General features: G+C 64.3%; 14 protein-coding genes. 10 read left to right on the top strand and 4 right to left on the bottom strand.

Annotated features, from left to right (window positions below; translation table 11 throughout):
* Positions 1-42: 42 nt before the first annotated feature.
* Positions 43-4,566 (top strand): amino acid adenylation domain-containing protein, encoded by a 4,524-nt coding sequence (locus AOP74_RS04195; protein WP_152649156.1) that lies wholly within the window; start codon positions 43-45, stop codon positions 4,564-4,566.
* Positions 4,499-5,152 carry a hypothetical protein gene (locus AOP74_RS04190; RefSeq protein ID WP_152649155.1) on the top strand — a complete coding sequence of 218 codons (654 nt, stop codon included), beginning with the start codon at positions 4,499-4,501 and terminating at the stop codon, positions 5,150-5,152. The genes AOP74_RS04195 and AOP74_RS04190 overlap by 68 nt, the downstream gene beginning before the upstream one ends.
* Positions 5,153-5,314: 162 nt before the next feature.
* On the opposite strand, the gene AOP74_RS04185 is transcribed toward AOP74_RS04190, so the two are convergent.
* From AOP74_RS04185 to AOP74_RS04170, 3 genes are all read right to left on the bottom strand, one after another.
* Entirely contained in the window at positions 5,315-5,542 is a 228-nt protein-coding gene (locus AOP74_RS04185) for a helix-turn-helix domain-containing protein (RefSeq protein ID WP_061961081.1), read from the bottom strand.
* 268 nt (positions 5,543-5,810) lie between these two features.
* Positions 5,811-7,271: a tyrosine-type recombinase/integrase gene (locus AOP74_RS04175; protein WP_500778252.1), complete on the bottom strand. Its 1,461-nt coding sequence runs from the start codon at positions 7,269-7,271 to the stop codon at positions 5,811-5,813.
* A gap of 499 nt (positions 7,272-7,770) precedes the next feature.
* Positions 7,771-8,619 (bottom strand): HAD family hydrolase, encoded by an 849-nt coding sequence (locus AOP74_RS04170; RefSeq protein ID WP_061961075.1) that lies wholly within the window; start codon positions 8,617-8,619, stop codon positions 7,771-7,773.
* Between the two features lie 52 nt (positions 8,620-8,671).
* On the opposite strand from AOP74_RS04170, the gene AOP74_RS04165 reads away from it, so the two are divergent.
* Positions 8,672-8,917, top strand: a complete 246-nt coding sequence (locus AOP74_RS04165; RefSeq protein WP_061961073.1) for a glutaredoxin family protein — start codon at positions 8,672-8,674, stop codon at positions 8,915-8,917.
* A gap of 40 nt (positions 8,918-8,957) precedes the next feature.
* Here AOP74_RS04165 and msrB read toward each other — a convergent pair whose 3' ends face one another.
* Complete coding sequence (gene msrB / locus AOP74_RS04160) at positions 8,958-9,410, bottom strand: peptide-methionine (R)-S-oxide reductase MsrB (RefSeq protein ID WP_061961071.1); 453 nt, start codon at positions 9,408-9,410, stop codon at positions 8,958-8,960.
* A 153-nt stretch (positions 9,411-9,563) separates the two neighbouring features.
* On the opposite strand from msrB, the gene AOP74_RS04155 reads away from it, so the two are divergent.
* The 7 genes from AOP74_RS04155 to AOP74_RS04125 all read left to right on the top strand — a co-directional run bounded on the left by AOP74_RS04155 (position 9,564) and on the right by AOP74_RS04125 (position 16,647).
* Complete coding sequence (locus AOP74_RS04155; protein WP_061961070.1) at positions 9,564-10,781, top strand: bifunctional alpha/beta hydrolase/OsmC family protein; 1,218 nt, start codon at positions 9,564-9,566, stop codon at positions 10,779-10,781.
* A gap of 208 nt (positions 10,782-10,989) precedes the next feature.
* A complete protein-coding gene (locus tag AOP74_RS04150; protein ID WP_061961068.1) occupies positions 10,990-11,610 on the top strand; it encodes a histidine phosphatase family protein in 621 nt (206 codons plus the stop codon).
* The gene (locus AOP74_RS04145; protein WP_061961066.1) at positions 11,607-12,167 is read left to right on the top strand and encodes a TlpA family protein disulfide reductase; all 561 of its coding nucleotides are present in this window, start codon (positions 11,607-11,609) and stop codon (positions 12,165-12,167) included. The genes AOP74_RS04150 and AOP74_RS04145 overlap by 4 nt, the downstream gene beginning before the upstream one ends.
* Entirely contained in the window at positions 12,167-12,925 is a 759-nt protein-coding gene (locus AOP74_RS04140) for a cytochrome c biogenesis CcdA family protein (RefSeq protein WP_236683781.1), read from the top strand. The genes AOP74_RS04145 and AOP74_RS04140 overlap by 1 nt, the downstream gene beginning before the upstream one ends.
* Positions 12,925-14,577 carry a cytochrome c biogenesis protein ResB gene (gene resB / locus AOP74_RS04135; RefSeq protein ID WP_061961064.1) on the top strand — a complete coding sequence of 551 codons (1,653 nt, stop codon included), beginning with the start codon at positions 12,925-12,927 and terminating at the stop codon, positions 14,575-14,577. The genes AOP74_RS04140 and resB overlap by 1 nt, the downstream gene beginning before the upstream one ends.
* On the top strand, positions 14,574-15,533 hold the full coding sequence (gene ccsB, locus AOP74_RS04130) for a c-type cytochrome biogenesis protein CcsB (protein WP_061961062.1): 960 nt from the start codon (positions 14,574-14,576) through the stop codon (positions 15,531-15,533). The genes resB and ccsB overlap by 4 nt, the downstream gene beginning before the upstream one ends.
* 1 nt (position 15,534) lies before the next feature.
* The gene (locus AOP74_RS04125; RefSeq protein ID WP_061961060.1) at positions 15,535-16,647 is read left to right on the top strand and encodes a glycosyltransferase family 4 protein; all 1,113 of its coding nucleotides are present in this window, start codon (positions 15,535-15,537) and stop codon (positions 16,645-16,647) included.

Genomic DNA, 16,647 nt, shown 5'->3' with positions numbered 1-16,647 from the left:
CGTCCGAGCATTCCCGTTTCCATTCTGAGCAAGCTGGCCGGTGTGCCGCCGACAGGTGTCCGCAGTTTCGTATCAGACTTCGGTCGTGGTCTTTTGGTTGTCGAGGACTCCGTGCAGTTCCTTGATGAGCCCACTGAGACGTTCTTCCGTACTCACCACAGTGCGTCAGAGGAGACAGCATCGGCCGCACTGCTTGCGCTCCGAGATCTGAGCCCATCGTCCGGCTACGCGGCTGCATCGCTGCCGGAAGTCATGTGGAGCGCCGGCCACAATGACGAGCTACTCAGCTTGGCCACAAGTGACGAAGCCCTGCCGGATGGCGATAATGAAGTCCAGCGCAAGCAGATTGAGCAATTGCGAGTGGAGTTCGGCCTGCGAGCTTCAATTGCATTGCACCGTCCTGCTTCGGTGGTGCTGTTGGCCCTGCGTGCGGGCTCGACCCGTGCGGGGACCGATCGTCGCTTACGCGTCCTACTCGAGCACCCCGACTTCGCAGGCGCAGTTCTGGATCCACGCGTACTTGCCGAGCTCCTCGCTTCCCGGGCTCTGCCTTCGCCATGGCCAGGAGCTGCCCTGGGATCCGAGGCGTTGATGCTCGCGGTTGAGCGCGACCGAGTCGCCTCTGCGACAAGTCGGGTCCGTCTCGCGTCGCAGGCAATTGAGAGCTGGGCACGGATGCCTTCCAATCTGCGTGACCGCGAGAGCGTCACCGTGATGCAAGTCGCACATGTCGTCGAAGCCCTGGTCTTCACGCGGGGAAGCGTTGCGGCCGCCGACTATTTGTCGAAGTGGATGCCTTCAGAGTTCGTGATGCGTGTGGCGTATCGCGTCGCGCGAGACCTCCTGTCGCGTTGTCGGGAGGATCATGTCGCATCGTGGTTCACCCCGTCGCGCCATCCAGCAGTGACGCTAGGGCTTTCAGCGGCGTACCAGCGGATAGGACTTCCACTTTCGAAAGAACTTGCCGAAGCTGCATGGGCAAGCGTCGGTAACGCGCGAGTGTCACTTCTCTCGCGTGATTTTCATAGCCGAGAACCGGAAGACATCGCAATGCGTGGAGCGGCGTGGTTAGCGGCGATGGCGGCCCGACACGACCTTGACGCGAGCGAGGACATCGCGGATAGGCTTTCGCGCTGCTATCCAGACGGCGCCCCGTTCGGCTTGGGTGACCGCCACGGCACAGGTCGTATGGGCATACTCTTCGTTATTGCGGTTCGTGCGGCGCTCGTGGGCGATAAACTTGATATCGCCCACTTTCGCCCGTTTGAGACTCCCGAGCGGAGCGACCGCCTGAGGTCCAACGATGAAGAACTTGACCGCTACCTACAGCCATCGGTGCGTTGGCTCGCTAGCTGGGCGGACATGGCGGTGGGGCGCAGTGCCGAGGCGAGCGCTGATCTCTTGCGTGCCAACCCGTCATCACGGAACTATCGCGAACCGTTCTCGCTCGCGACGCGAGTTGCTCGTGAGGTTGCAGGTCAGCTAGCACACGCGTCTTCCGACGAAGATGTTTGGCGCGCCTTCGAGCAGTTCGCGGACACGGACTCACAGGCTTCGCCGCAGGCGGCTGCGGTTGCGCTGATTCCGCCGCTGCGAGGCGATGTTCGGTTTACGGAAGTGGCGCTGAACCTTGCCGAGCGAGCACGACAGTCCATTGAAACCGGGGGTGACTTGGCGGATGATCGCGCGGACGCACTTGTCCGGATCGCCCGCGGCCTGTGGGCGTACAGTGAAGATGAGGCGCTCGCATACTTTCAATCCGCAATCCGGGTTGCGTCGCGGGCCGGGGACGATTCGCTGCCGCGCTGGGATGCCGTCGTCGCTCTCGCCGACGTCGCGAAGGAGCCGGAGCACGGCGCCAACCTTGAACTAGCACGTCGCGCGTCGCGCGTTGCTGAGGCGCTCTCACCTCGCCTATACGACGGGCTTGACGAGCGGTCATTCACACGCGCTCTCGACCAACTGGTCGGAGATGACGTGCTCGCGATTCTCTCCCAGTGGCGCGAACGGCGTTTCGGTGATCTGGCGTGGCAGTTGGGTGGGCTAGCCGACAGTCACGGGATGCTGCATCGGCAACCGCTATTAGCTCTCGTGTTAGCTCCGTTCTCAGACCGCATCGATATCTCCGCCGCCTTACGTCGACTCGCGGCGCGCGCGCCGCTGGAGGAGCGAGTCGTCGCCGTCGCGCGCGGCATGGCTCGCCGATTGGGCCGACGCGTCGACTCCGACTTTGCGGAGGCAGTCCTCGGCCCACTGCGCTCGGAGCCAGTCCGTGGCGGGACGTCAAGGCGTGAAGTCGCCGCTGGATGGTCGAGCAGTCCGGAGGAACGTGAAGCAGAGCTTCAGGAGTGTCAGAGAGTTCTCGCACAGTTGGATCTGACAACTGCTGAAGGAATGGATTGCGCTGCCGAGGCCCTGCGTCGAGCTTCGGTCTACGACATGGCGCCACTGCTTTCTGCTGTGCGAGGCCGGTCCGAGTTTGAGTGGGCACGGATTGTCACGCGGGTGTCGGAGTGCGAGACGTTTCGTGCGGCACAGAAGTCCGAGTTCCTCAACGTCATAGCCTCTTGGCACGGCCAGACGCAGTCGTTTGTCGACGCCCGGGAGAGTGCGGTGCGCGACTACGTCGAGCACTACTCCGGCGAACTCCTGCATGGGAATAACTGGGTGGACTTTGACCTCGAACGCGCGGCCAACGTGCTGGGAACCAGCGTCCGAGAAGTGCGACTCAAGGCGCTTGAGCACCTTGTTGTGGAAGAGGCCCTTCGCGGCGCGGAGCACTGCTATGGACTGGCAGCCGGGGTTGCGCGGAGTCTGGAGCCCGCGGAGGCGGCAGTTGTACTATCTGCGGCGCTCCGAGGCTTCGAACAAGACTTGGACCTCGAGCCGAATGTGGTCATGGCCCAAGAGCAGCACCCGCTGTCTGAGTCTGCAGCGGTCGCGAACTTCTTGTGGTGCGCTCTCGCGGAACCACGAGTGGAGATCCGTTGGCTAGCTACACATGCGGTGAGGGCCGCGCTAGAACTGCAGATCAACGACCTTGTTGATGCGCTCTGTGATGTCGCCGATCGGGGCCCTTCGCCCATGTATGGAGACGGCCGCTTTCCCTTCTACGAGATGCATGCGGCGGAGTGGCTCTTGCTCGCCAGTGAGCGATTCGTGCTGGACGGGGGTAAAGAGCATCCGCAACTGATCTCACTGGCGGATCGACTGAGCCGGAAGTATCCGGACCACGTAGCCATACAACTTCACTGCAACCGGATTCATCCAGCGGAGATCAGTCAGTCTCGTGGAGGACGCGGCGCCGCTTGGCCGGAAGCTGCTCTGAGGCCCATCGATCTTGACGTGTGGAAGCGCCCGGTGCCTCCCAAGCCGTTCACGGATGGTGCTCCCGAGTCAGAGTTTCACCTTCCATCTGATTTGGATGAGTTCATGGTTGGAGCGCTAACGATGTCCTTTGAGGTGTCGCACCAAGTCGTAATAGACGCCGTGAGTGACGTGATCCTCGAAGACTGGGGGTGGCGTGGATCAACCGCCTTAGAGTCCGATCCTCGGCGGGAGGCCGGCGTGTATGCCGATGGAGAGACGCACTCTTACAAGTCAGAGGTACCAAAGGGGGATAGCCTCGATTACTACCTCGTACGTCATGCAACTCTGACGATTGCCGGTCGCCTGCTGAGGACCGCCCGCCCGTATCGAGACCCTGATACGGGGCGTTTGGGGGTCAGTGACTGGCTGGTTGACTTTGATCTCGCACGAGGTGATCTGCGGTGGATCTCGGACTTCAGACAGCCGCCCCCCGATAGCCTGCTGAGTGTTCTGCCTACAGACGAAAGGGGGGCGTGGGCTAGCGAGATTGTTGAAGATAACCTCCTGCACGCTCTGTGGCCTGCTCCGTCTTGGACATGCGTCGACCTAGATGCGGATGCGTATGGCTTTGACCGGTCGTCTGATGCGTTGATCTCTAGCGCGCTCGTTGAGCCTCGGACGGCCAGTGCATTGCTGCGGGCGCTCGGAACTGGAAACGGTTCGTTCAGTCTGCCTCGGGCTGGCGACGAGACATTTGAAGTGCGAACCGAACCGTTTGTTCTCGAGGGTTGGCTGGAGTCGCGCTATGTCGCTCGCGGCATTGACCTGCATGATCGTCTGGCGGAGCACCTCACGCGAGAGCCGCCGTTTCCCGCTACGTTCGTGATCGAGGCTTTGTCGCTCGCCCCCGTCGATGGTGGGGCGATCTGGGTCCGGGAAGGCGATGGCGAACCCGTGGTGCGCGTCGAGACCTGGTCGACGATGACTTCGGGCTCCAATCCCCAAGGTACGTGCGGTAGCCGTGTCTCCATTAGGAATGACGCACTTGACGATCTGCTTTCGACTCTCGACATGCGACTCATAGTCGAGACTCGGCAGCGGAGGCGCGACCGTCGGCGTTGGCGGTACGGATCGAACGACGATAAGGAGGAGCGCAGTGACGGCGGAGAACAGTTCCGAGTCTTCTCATATGACCCCGACGGCGGATGGAGAGACTTTGGCGGCCGTGCTCGAACTCGGGACTCGCCTGGCTGCTGAACTCCAGGACACCGACACGCTTGGCCGGTGGATGGCGCACTACATCGCAGAGCGCTTGGATTCACTCGAAAAGCTGACGGGCGAACAACGCGCCGACGCCGAGCGCGAGGTCGCAGGCTTGGTCCTAGGGATTTGGGAGCAGCGCCGTGACCTACCGACAGCTCGACCAATCCTTGCTGCAGTCGATACCGTCGATCGCGCACTCGAACGACTCGATGCGCATCGCGAGCCATGGGGGTACTTTGGCTTGTTTGACGGGGTCGCCGAGCCAGAAGCAGGCGAGGTCGAAGTCAACGCGGCACTCAATATTGCGCTTTCCTTCGACCGAGCGGCCGGTGACCTGACTCGCTCGCTAGTCGGCTATGCCGCTAGCGTCGCACACGAGCACGACGCGGAGTGGGTGGAACACGCGAAACAGATCGGCGAGCGCGCTGTGTTCCGTCAAGCCGTACTCCAAGTGGATTCGTCTGACGATGACGCCTCCGACGGAGTCCATTACTCAAGTGCCATGCTTGCCCGTACGGAACGCGTTCGGCAGCTGCTCGACGCGCTCGAGGCTGCAGTTCGCGACAATAGGCTGGACTGAAGCCTCGCCGCACTGCGTTGGTCGCGGGTCCTGCGGTGGTCCGGCCGGATCCTCGGCTTCGCCTATTGACCACTATCGAAGATCTCCGACAGTCTCAAAGCAGGGAAGTCTTGTACACCCCGCCGGACTCGGGGCGGTGCCCAAGGGGGGCGAGACCGACAGTCACGCTGCAACTCGAACCCGCTCGAAGAGTGCGTCGACGTCTTCTGCGAAGAAGCGAAAGCCGCGAACCTTCTTGATCTTGTAGGCCGGGAGGACGCCATCGGCGACGAGTGCGTCCACCCGACGACGGCTCAGGCGAGTCCGAGTGCAAACGTCCGAGATGGTCAGCAGCGGTTCGACAACAGGCTCGCGCAGCGAAGGGGCGCTTTGGATAGATCGTGCGTTCATGTAGACAAGTATCCTCCCAATTTTTGCACATTTTGGAAAAGTGTGTGAATACGTTACAACATTAATTCCAGTAACATGACCTTTAGCAGGGGCTTCATTCTCAAAAAAGTTTCGCTGTTAGGCGTGTCGTCTGGCCGTGCGTCTGCCACAGTCTTGACCCTTGGCGGCGTCTGGTTGCGCTGTAGGGGCTACCTTGAAGTGGCGCAGTCCGCGATGGTGCTCGGCGCCGCGGGCCGCTCGATTGAGACCTATGGCGAGAGGTCGGCCTTTACGCAGCGCGGTTGAGTGAGTCAGTCGCGCGGCGCGACACCTCAGCGGCGATTGTGCGGTGCCGGTCGAGGTTTCCGTGCTGGTACGACAATGCGGTCTCGGGGCTTCGGTGGCCCATGAACTCCATGACTTCCTTCAGGGTGGCACCAGCCTGGGTGTACAGCGAGCCACCTGTGTGCCGTAGGTCGTGGAAGTGGACATCGGGCACGCCAGCGCGCTCGAGGGCGGCCTTCCAATAGTCGAAGATCGTGCTTGATGCGAGTCGCTGGTTGCGTTGTGCGGGCGTCGCTTTGAGCTTCTGTTCGGACGTGAGGCACGTCCAACTCGTTGGAGGAAACAGCAGAGCGTCGGGCTCGGGGTCGACGTAGTGGTCAAGGTGGTGCTGCAACAGTTCGAGCATGTGAGGCACGATTGGCACCTGCCGTTCGCCTTCTGCCTTCACTGGCGCCTCGCCGACCCACCGGCCGGGTCGGCGACCGTCGGAATCGGCGCCCTGTCCCGTGCCGTCAGCAACAGGCCTCCTCGGACGCAGGTATCGCGCCGCGAACTCCACGTCAATCTCACCGTGCGCCGTGCTCACGTGGCGACGGCGTAGCGCTTGTAGTTCGGCAGTGCGGAGCGCGCTGTAGCAGCCCAACGCGACGAGTGCCACCCACTCGGGCTTGTCGATGCCATGTTTGACCATAGCGGCCCGTTTCGCCGCCTTCTGCGCCTTCGCGAGCTCCTTTCTCTTTGTGACGTCGTCCAGTGTGGAGTTCCCTGCCAACTCTGCGCGCACGCACGCGATTTCCTCACGGACATCCGTACGGATCGCTTTGGCGTCTGCAGTGGACCCCATGGCGATCGCGACTGCTTCGACCTGGGTTGGGGTCAAGGTTACGCCCGTTCGATCTGGCCTGCGCTGCACGACCTTCTTGAGGGTGCACGGGTTCTTTTTGATTCGATCCTCGGATACGGCGGCAGACATGATCAGTCGCAGAGCACAGTACGCGCCCTCCCGTGGGCGGCGCGGCACATTTAGCTTGGCCCATGCGTGCCACTCGGCGATCTGCGGAGTCTTTACCTTTCGAAGCGGCAGTGCGCCGAGCTTTGGGTACAGATAGGTCTCAAGTTGGCGTTCCCAGAGGCTTCGCGTCGAATCGGCCAGATCGTGCTGCTCGATCCACGCTCGCCCATACTCCTCGAGGGTGAGACCGGTGCGCGCCGCCTTGCGGGCTTTCTTCGCTTGGGCCTTCTTGGCGCGGTCGGCGGGTGAAGTCCACTTGCCCTTCTCGATCAGAACTCTTTCAGTCTTGAGCCAGCCCTTCGCGTGCTTTTTCACCTGGAAGGTGAAGGGGGCCGCGTGGCGAACTCTGTCCGGTCCCAGATAGTCAGCACGGAAGTTTCCCGACGGCAATTTTCGGATACAGCCGAACTTCCGACGGCTCTTCGGATATGTACTCTTCGTCTTCTGTCCCAAGGCTTGCTCCCTCTCTCGCGGCCTATCGAGCCGCCGTGGGCACCACAATGGCGTTGAGCCGATCGTCTTCGCGGGAGGTCTCTGGGCGCGTTTGGCCGTGACGCCAACATGCGATTCAGGGGTTCAATCCATGCGTAATGGTGCAACGTCGTGCAAAGATAACGATTTGGTAAAATCGCAGGTAGCCCCGGTCCTACACTCTTGCCGACGCTTGTCCCTCGCTTGCGAACACAGCACCGCAAGCTTCTTCGTAAGACGCGCCACCAGCGCCGCAACAAGAAGTAGTGGCCGCCGGGTTAGCCCCGGCCTCCACGCACACGATGCCCGTGTCACCCCAATGGTGACGCGGGCTTCGTCATGTTTGGGCACCGCAACCGTGCCCGCGCACTAGGCGGCCGCCTCGGTGCAGGAAACTGCTGAAAAACTCCGCGAAATCAGCACTTTCCTGCACGCAGGACGGGCTGCCCCAGGTAGCAAAGGGGAGAGCGGAGCCGCCGAGCTACAACTTGTGGGCGCGCTCGTCGTCTCCGGCTGGCTTGCCGATCAATCGGCCAATAGTGTTGCGTCCAGCGACTTTAAGGCCATGCCCCACGGCCGCTGCAGCCCACACCGCACCGGCCGCTGACGCACGCGCCACACCGCGCCGACCGTCCTTGCGGCGCTTGCGGAACTCCTCGATAGCCCAGCCCCGCTCGTTCGCCATCCGACGGAGCTTGTGGTCCGGGTTAATCGCGGTGGGGTGTGCGACGGCTTCGAGCATCGGCCCATCGTTGATGGAGTCGCCGTAGGCGTAGCTGGCGGTGAGGTCGAGCCCCCGCTCGTCCGCGAGTTGGCGGACAACCTTGGCCTTGGCCTCGCGGTGAACCATCTCACCCTTGAGCTTGCCGGTGTAGAGGCCGTCGACGTGTTCGGCCTGCGATCCCATCGCGCCGGTGACGCCGAGGCGCTGCGCGATGATGCTCGCGACCTCCTGCGGGCTGGTGGTGATGAACCACACCTCACGGCCCGCGGCGAGGTGCCCGTCGATCAGGGCGCGGGTTCCAGGGAAGATGCGCAGCTCGAGGATCTCGTCGTAGACCTCTTCGCCCACTGCGATCATTTCCGCGACGGACCAGCCCTTGATCATCATCAGACCCTCTTCGCGGATCTGCTCAATCTGCTCGCGGCTCTCGCCCAGCATCGTGTACTTCAGTTGCTCCCACGCGAAGCGGAAAATGTCACGAGCCTTGAAGAATCCGTGCCGCTGCAGGCCGCGGGCGATGTGATACGACGAGGCGCCACGAATCACGGTGTTGTCGACGTCAAAAAACGCCGCGCCGCGGAGGCTGTCATCGGTGGGGTTCGCCATCACCGTCCCACTCTAGCGATGCCACGACCGGCCGTGAACGTACCCTGGTCACATGCCCGCCCGCGTCATCTTGTATTCACGTCCCGGATGCCACCTCTGCGACGAGGCTCGCGAGACGATCGCAGCGGTGTGCGGCAAGCGTCGCACCACCTGGGAAGAGGTCGATATTTCGGCCGATGCCGCGCTCACCTCCCAATACGGCGAACAGATTCCTGTGGTCACCGTGGACGGCGAGACTGTCGGCTTCTGGCGCATCGGTGCCGACCGGCTGACGCGGGCACTAAAGGGTCGCACCTAGCGCCCGGTGTGCACCCGCGTCAGCTCTCTAGGCAGGCGGGTTATAGGTCGTCTTCGCTGAACAGCGAGGCGTACTCGGCGAGTCCGTAGGCGTCGAGGTTGTCGGCCGACACGAACAGCAGTGACGCTGAATTCATGCAGTAGCGCTCGCCCCCTGCCTCTGTGGGGCCGTCACCGAACACGTGGCCGAGGTGGCTGCCGGACTCGGTTGCGACGACTTCGCTGCGCGTCATGCCATGCGAGGTGTCAAAGCTGAACCGCACGGCATCCCGGCTGAGGGGGCGCGTGAAGCTCGGCCAGCCTGTGCCGGAGTCGTACTTGTCGGTGGAGGCGAACAGTGGCGTGTGGGAGACGACGTCGACGTAGATTCCCGGCTCGTCGTTGTCCCAGTACTCGTTGTCGAACGCGGGCTCGGTGCCGCCTTCTTGTGTCGCGAGGTACTGGTGGTCAGTGAGGTGGGAGAGCTCCTGACGTCGCTGCGGGTCGTGAAACACGGGGGTTCTCCTATCTGAGGGCGCCGCTTCGGTGCCGTCGTGACAAGTAACACCGTGCGGTCAGGATTTGGTCCCGGCGGTCGTGGCATCCTGGGTGAACAGGACCGATGCTGGCTTGCGAAGCCGTGACCCGACTCTTGGGAGATGAATGCGATGAACACGGAGACAGTGCAGTTTGACGGCGCCACGGGCGCGACGTTGTCGGGGCGTCTTGAGCTTCCCGCGCACACGCCGCACGCGGTGGCGGTCTTCGCTCACTGCTTCACGTGTTCGAAGAACTCGAAGGCCGCGACGCGGGTTTCGCGCGCGCTCGCGGCCGATGGCGTCGCGGTGCTGCGCTTTGACTTCACGGGTCTGGGGGATTCTGGAGGGGATTTCGCGCATTCGCACTACTCGGCGAACGTGGCGGACCTGCTGAAGGCGACCGAGTTCATGACCGAGCGCTTCGACCTGCCGTTGCTCGTCATTGGGCACTCTCTGGGAGGTGCTGCCGCGTTGGCGGCCGTTCATCGGCTTGAGGCTGTCGCCGGCGTCGTGACGATTGGTGCGCCGTCGGATCCGGCCCACGTGGAGCATCTGTTTGCCGATGCTGTGCCGGAGATTGAGGCGCGTGGCTCTCACGAGGTAGTCCTGGGCGGCCGCACCTTTTGCGTGACCGATGACTTTGTACAGGATCTGCGAGCTCACGATGCCGCGACTGCCATAGGCGATCTGAACGCCCCGCTGTTGGTGCTTCACGCACCGCTGGACAACGTCGTCGGCGTGGACCACGCGCGGGTCATTTTTGAGTCCGCCCGGCATCCCAAGTCTTTTGTCGCGCTCGATGGCGCGGATCACTTCCTGAGCCGGCCCGAGGACGGCGAGTACGTGGCACGCGTGATTCGCGCATGGGCTGCGCGGTCGCTCGTGACGGCGGACACGACCGGCTTCGAGACGGAACGCCATGTGGAAGGTTCCGTGGTGGTGGCAGAGAACGGCGTGGGCGACTTCAGTCAGGACGTCCTCGCGGCCGGGCATGTGTTGGCGGCGGACGAGCCAGTCCCGACGGGGGACAACACGGGCCCGTCGCCGTATGACCTCCTCGCAGCTGGCCTCGGAGCCTGTACTTCCATGACGATTCGCATGTACGCGAATCGGCGCAACTACCCGCTTGACCACGTCCATGTCACTGTGACGCACGACCGTGTCCACGCTCAGGACAGCGACGCGACGTCAGATTCACGCGCCAAGGTGGACCGTTTCACGCGTGCAGTCACGGTGAAGGGCGATCTTACGGAGGAGCAACGTCAAGATCTGCTGCGAGTGGCGAATAAGTGCCCGGTCCACAAGACCCTCGAGGCGTCCTCGGTCGTGGAGACGCACCTTGAGTAGGTAGTGCACTCAGTTCACCCACCACGCTGCTCGCGCTCACGTCGGTTTGACACATAGACGTGACCATTGGGGCTGACGTGATGAGTGGGACGGTCACATGCGCCGCGTCTGTCACCTCCGTCACATGAGTGTGTCAAACCGATCGGGCCGGCGACGCGGTGGGCCACTGAGGACTTCAGTTCCGCGCGCGTGGGTGACAATAGAGGCCATGCCCGTCGTCCACTTGCTTCGCCACGGCCACGTCCACAACCCGGACAAGATCCTCTACGGCCGCCTGCCACAGTTCCGGCTGTCCGATGCCGGCCAGGCCATGGCGCAGGCCGTCGCCGATGATTTGGTCGCCCGCGACGTCCCCGTAGGCCGCGTGATCGCCTCACCGCTTCAGCGAGCGCAGGAGACCGCAGCGCCCATTGCTAGCGCTTTCGAGCTCGACATCGCGACCGAGGAACGCATCATCGAGGCGGGCAACGACTTCGCCGGCCGCGTCCTCACCAAGGGCGCGCGCGACTTCATGCACCCGCGCGACTGGTGGAAGCTCCGCAACCCGTGGGGTCCGTCGTGGGGCGAGCCCTACAAGGAGCAGCGCGCCCGCATGTGGGCCGCGGTCAAGGATGCTGCGGCCGCCAACCCTGACTCGGACAGTGTCATGGTGAGCCACCAGCTGCCCATCTGGGTGACCCGCTGCTCGTACGAGGGCCGCTCAATGGTTCACGACCCCCGCTCGCGCCAGTGCGGACTCGCGAGCCTTACGAGCTTCGTGATCGAGGACGGGGAGCCGGTATCGATGACGTACCGCGAGCCCGCCGCTTACATTGAGGTCCCTAAGTGAAACGTGAAGCACGCCTCGTCATCCTGGCGGCGATCATCATCGCCGCCGTTTTGTGGCTGGCAGCATGCGCACCGGGCAACATCGAGGAGTCGCCCGGCTACGTGTCGGGAGACGGCACCGTGACCGAGTGGGCCGCCGACGAGCGCGGCGAGCCCCTCGCCCTCACCGGCACCGCGTACAACGGTGACGCGATCGACACCACCGACTACCTGGGCCAGGCCGTGCTCGTGAACACCTGGTACGCCTCGTGCCCCCCGTGCCGTGCGGAAGCACCGGACCTTGTGGAACTCGACGCTCGCGACGATGTTCAGCTCTTGGGCGTCAACAGCCGGGACGATGCCGCGACCGCCGAGGCCTTCGATCGCACCTTTAACGTCGAATACCCCAGCATTGACGACTCCGACGGCCAGGCTGTCGCGCAGATGCAGGGCCTGGTGTCCATCAACGCCGTGCCGACCACGCTGATCCTCGACACCGAGGGGCGCGTTGCCGCGCGCGTGGTTGGCCGCGTCGAGCCTTCGACGCTCGATTCGCTCGTCGATGGGGCTCTTCAGTGATCCAGTCCATCGGAGCGGACTTCGCGAACACCGTGCTGTCCGGCTCTCTGCTCCTCGCGATTCCCGTCGCCATGCTTGCGGGACTGGTGAGTTTCGCCTCCCCGTGCGTGGTGCCGCTGGTGCCCGGTTACCTAGGCTACGTATCCGGAATGGCGGGGGCCGATGCTGGGGGTAAGAAATCTCGACCTCGCCTCGTGCTGGGGGTGCTGCTGTTCATCGCGGGATTTTCGGCGGTCTTCGTCACCCTGGCGATCGTGGTCTCCGCGGCCGGCGCCGCGTTCGAGGCCCAACTCGACATCATTACCCGCGTGCTCGGTGTGGTCGTGATCCTGATGGGCCTGGCCTTCATGGGGGCCATGCCGTTCCTGCAAAACGAGCGCCGCTTCCACGTCAGCCCCAAGGCGGGTCTGGCTGGTGCGCCGCTGCTCGGGATTGTCTTTGGGCTTGGCTGGACCCCCTGCATCGGCCCTACGCTGTCCGCCGTCATCACCCTGGGCCTCACCGAAGGAACCGTGGGACGTGGCGCGCTTTTGGCCGTCGCGTATTGCCTGGGACTCGGCCTGCCGTTCCTCGCGCTCGCGCTGTGGTTTGAGCGTTCCGGCCGCGTTCTGGCATGGCTGCGCAAGCACCGCCGGGGCCTGCAGATCTTCGGTGGCGCGATGCTCGTTGTCCTGGGCGTCATGCTCGTGACCGGCCTGTGGGGCGCGCTCACCGGCGAGCTCCAAGGCTGGATCGACTCGTTCTGGGTGGCAGTGTGATGGCGCGCGTCAAGATCGATAACTACGCTTACCGCGACGTCCCGCGGCTGGGCTTCACAGGCTGGCTGCGGTGGATGTGGCGCCAGGTCACGTCGATGCGCGTGGCCCTGATCTTGCTGATTCTGCTCGCGCTCGCGGCCATTCCCGGCTCGATGCTGCCGCAGTGGCCGCAGGCGCCGTCGGACACCCAGGCCTTCATTGACGCCAACCCGTTCTGGGGCCCGCTGCTGGATGCGACCGGGTTCCTCGACGTGTTCGGGTCGGCGTGGTTCACCGCGATCTACGTATTGCTCTTCGCCTCGCTGATCGGCTGCATCATTCCGCGCGTGATGGTCTACTGGCGCGAACTGCGCGAGCCTGTCTCCGCCGCGCCCAGCCGCCTGGACCGCTACGAGCCCGTCACCGAGGCCGCGGACCGCGACCCGCGCGAGGCACTCGAGGCCGCCCGCCGCGAACTGGAAGGCTCGGGGCCACTGCGCTGGTTCACCGGCTACCGCGTCCGGATTGACGAGCGGGACAGCAAACGGGCCGATGCTGGGGCAGAGCTCGCAATGTCCGCCCACAAGGGGCACGTGCGTGAGTTGGGCAACCTGGTGTTCCACTTATCGCTTGTCGGGATCTTGTTGGCCGTCGCCGCAGGATCGCTGCTGACCTACCGCGGCCAAGCGCTCATCGTCGAGGGGGACTCGTTCACGAACGCGGTTGTCGCCTACGACTCGTATGAAGCGGGTGCCCTGTTCAGTCAAGACGACCTTGACCCGTGGATCCTGTCGCTCGATCAGTTCGACGCGCAGTTCGGGCTCGACGGCAACCCGCTCGAGTTCACCGCGCACGGAATGCTGACCGAGCCCGGGCAAGAGCCGCGTGAGGTCGAAGCGCAGGTGAACCGTCCCATCCAGGTCGACGGCGCCAAGATCTACCTGCAGGGCAACGGCTACGCGCCGCGCTTCACCGTCACTGACTCCGAAGGCAACGTGGCGTTCGAGGGCAACGTGCCGTTCCTGCCGCAGGACGAGGTCTACACCTCGACCGGTGTCATCAAGGTCCCGGATGTGACCGATGGCGAGCAGCTGGGATTCAAGGCCACGCTGCTGCCGACCGCGGTGGCTTCCGAAACGGGCCCCATTTCCGTGCACCCCGCGCCCACCAATCCGGAGATCTACCTCCAGGCCTACACCGGCGACCTAGGTCTCGACGACGGTGTGCCGCAGAACGTCTACCAACTGGACGAGTCCCAACTGAGTCCCGTGCGCGGCGACGACGGCAACCCCCTCCTGGTGGCCATGGAACTCGGGGAGACCGTCACGCTTCCCGACGGCCTGGGCACCGTGACGTGGGAGTCGATGCCACGCTTCGCGGCATTTGACCTGCGGCGTGACCCGTCGCTGCCGTGGTTGCTGGCCGCGTCCATCGGCGCGCTGACCGGCTTGGCGATGAGCTTGTTCGCGCAACGTCGCCGCGTGTGGCTGGTCGTGCCGCTCGCACCCGCCGGACCTGACACCACTTCCGGCTCCGACGCCGTCCCGACTACAGTGGTCACCGCTGCGATGTGGGCGCCCGATCACGACACGGCAGCGCGCCACCAAGTGGAACGCGCACTCGCCGCCGCCACGGGACGCCCCGCCGCCGACCCATCCCCGGAGGACTCATGACCGCCCAGGAACTCAGCTGGTTCGCCCTGTGGGGCGCCACCGCGCTGTATGCGATCGCGATGATCGCCTCGTCGATTCACCTCGCACGCGTCGCCGACGCGAAGGTGGCGGCCAAGAAGCTGGCCGCCGTCGCAGCAGGTGATTCTGGCGTTGGCGAGACTGGCGCTGCCCAGGCAACCCCGGCATCGGCCCGCATCCAGGTCAATGACAAGGCCAACGGCATCGCGAAGGCGACGACCCTCGTGGGTGCGCTCCTTCAGGGTGTTGGCGTGGTCGCACGCGGCTTTGAGTCCGGGCACGTGCCGTGGTCGACCATGTACGAGTACACGATCACCGGCACCTGGGTCGCGGTCGTGGTGTTCCTGATTGTGCAGCGCAAGCGCGACGTGTCGTACCTCGCGCCGGGCGTGACCGGCTTCGCGACCATCGCACTGGGGCTGGGCCTGACGGTGCTGTACGCACAGTCGACCGGTCTGCAGCCCGCGTTGCAGAGCTTCTGGCTCGTCATCCACGTCTCGATCGCGATCATCGCGACCGGAGTGTTCGTCGTGGGCGCCGTCGCGACCGTGTTGCAACTCCTGCGCGACTACCGGGACTCCGGCGCGGGCTGGCTGCAGCGCTGGAACTGGCTCGAAGCGACCCCTTCCGCTTCCAAGCTTGAGGCGCTCGCGTTCCGCTTGAACGCCGTCGGCTTTGTGCTGTGGACGTTCACCGTTATGGCTGGCGCCGTCTGGGCCGAGCACGCCTGGGGCCGCTACTGGGGCTGGGACCCCAAGGAAGTGTGGTCCTTCGTCATCTGGGTCATCTACGCCGCATACCTGCACGCGCGAACCACCCAGGGCTGGGCCGGGCGCCGCAGCGCGTACCTATCGCTGATCGGCTTCGTGGCGCTCATCATGAACTTCACGGTGGTCAACATCGTGTTCCAGGGCCTGCACTCGTACGCCGGAGTCTGATGTGAAGATCGCCTTTGTCCTCGACGACTCGATTGACCGTCCCGACGGAGTGCAGCAGTACGCGCTGACCCTGGGGGCGTATCTCGAGCGCGAGGGGCACGAGGTCCACTACGTGTGCTCGGAGGCGACGCGCACGGATGTGAGGGTGCACTCGCTCGCGCGCAACCTGGGAGTGACCTTCAACGGCAACGACCTGCGAGTACCGACGCCCACGTCGCGGGCGGCGTTGCGCGTCTTTCTGGACCAGCAGCGCTTCGACGTCATTCACGTGCAGATTCCGCACTCGCCACTGTTTGCCTCGCGCGTGGTCGATGAGGCGCGGGCCGTGCAGGGGCGCTCTGTGCGCATCGTCGGCACGTTCCACATCCTTCCCGACGGCGCCGTGTCCGAGTACGGCACGCGCGCACTGGGCTGGCTGCAGCGCAACAACCTGCGCAAGTTCGACGCGTTCTGCGCGGTGTCGGAGCCGGCGGCGCAGTTCGCGCACCGCTCGTTTGGAATCGATGCATCGGTGATCCCATGCTCGATCGACACGTCGATCTTCGCTGGCGCCGAGGGCGCGCCGCGCGTCGACGGCCGCCTGCGCCTGGCTTTCCTGGGCCGGCTCGTGGAGCGCAAGGGCGCGGCTGAACTGGTTGACGCCGTGGCCGCGTTGTCGCCTGAGGTGCGCTCGCGCATCGAGGTGCGTATTGGTGGCAAAGGGCCGATGCTCGAGCAGTTGCAAGCATCCGTCACCCAGGCGGGGCTTGAGGACGTGGTGCACTTTGACGGCTTCGTGGCCGAGGAGGATAAGGCCGCGTACTACGCCAGCGCTGACATCGCGGTCTTCCCCGCGACCGGGGGCGAGAGCTTTGGCATCGTGCTCATCGAGGCCATGGCCTCCGGCGCTGGAGTGGTGTTCGGGGGAGCGAACCCCGGCTACCTGACGGTCCTGGGCGTGCGGCCCGAGGTCTCGGTCAACGCCACCCACACCGACGAGTTCGCCGCCGCGCTGACTCGCCTGATCGAGGACGACGCCCTGCGGGCTGAACTCCACGAACTCCAGGCCGAACGCGTCAAGCGCTTCGACGTCGCCACCGTGGGCGCCCAGGTGCTTGACCTCTACGCCTCCTAG

It is taken from the genome of Demequina flava, assembly GCF_000975035.1.
GTDB classification, from domain to species: Bacteria; Actinomycetota; Actinomycetes; order Actinomycetales; family Demequinaceae; genus Demequina; species Demequina flava.
Note: the sequence above shows the minus strand (reverse complement) of the source record. Positions and strands in the feature narration are given on the sequence as shown.

What these genes read in the sequence shown, in the direction of transcription:
- AOP74_RS04165 (WP_061961073.1), top strand. Translation starts at nt 8,672, where the DNA reads ATGCCCGCCCGCGTCATCTTGTATTCACGTCCCGGATGCCACCTCTGC.
- AOP74_RS04170 (WP_061961075.1), bottom strand. Translation starts at nt 8,619, where the DNA reads ATGGCGAACCCCACCGATGACAGCCTCCGCGGCGCGGCGTTTTTTGAC.
- AOP74_RS04190 (WP_152649155.1), top strand. Translation starts at nt 4,499, where the DNA reads ATGACCCCGACGGCGGATGGAGAGACTTTGGCGGCCGTGCTCGAACTC.
- AOP74_RS04185 (WP_061961081.1), bottom strand. Translation starts at nt 5,542, where the DNA reads ATGAACGCACGATCTATCCAAAGCGCCCCTTCGCTGCGCGAGCCTGTT.
- AOP74_RS04150 (WP_061961068.1), top strand. Translation starts at nt 10,990, where the DNA reads ATGCCCGTCGTCCACTTGCTTCGCCACGGCCACGTCCACAACCCGGAC.
- ccsB (WP_061961062.1), top strand. Translation starts at nt 14,574, where the DNA reads ATGACCGCCCAGGAACTCAGCTGGTTCGCCCTGTGGGGCGCCACCGCG.
- AOP74_RS04155 (WP_061961070.1), top strand. Translation starts at nt 9,564, where the DNA reads ATGAACACGGAGACAGTGCAGTTTGACGGCGCCACGGGCGCGACGTTG.
- resB (WP_061961064.1), top strand. Translation starts at nt 12,925, where the DNA reads ATGGCGCGCGTCAAGATCGATAACTACGCTTACCGCGACGTCCCGCGG.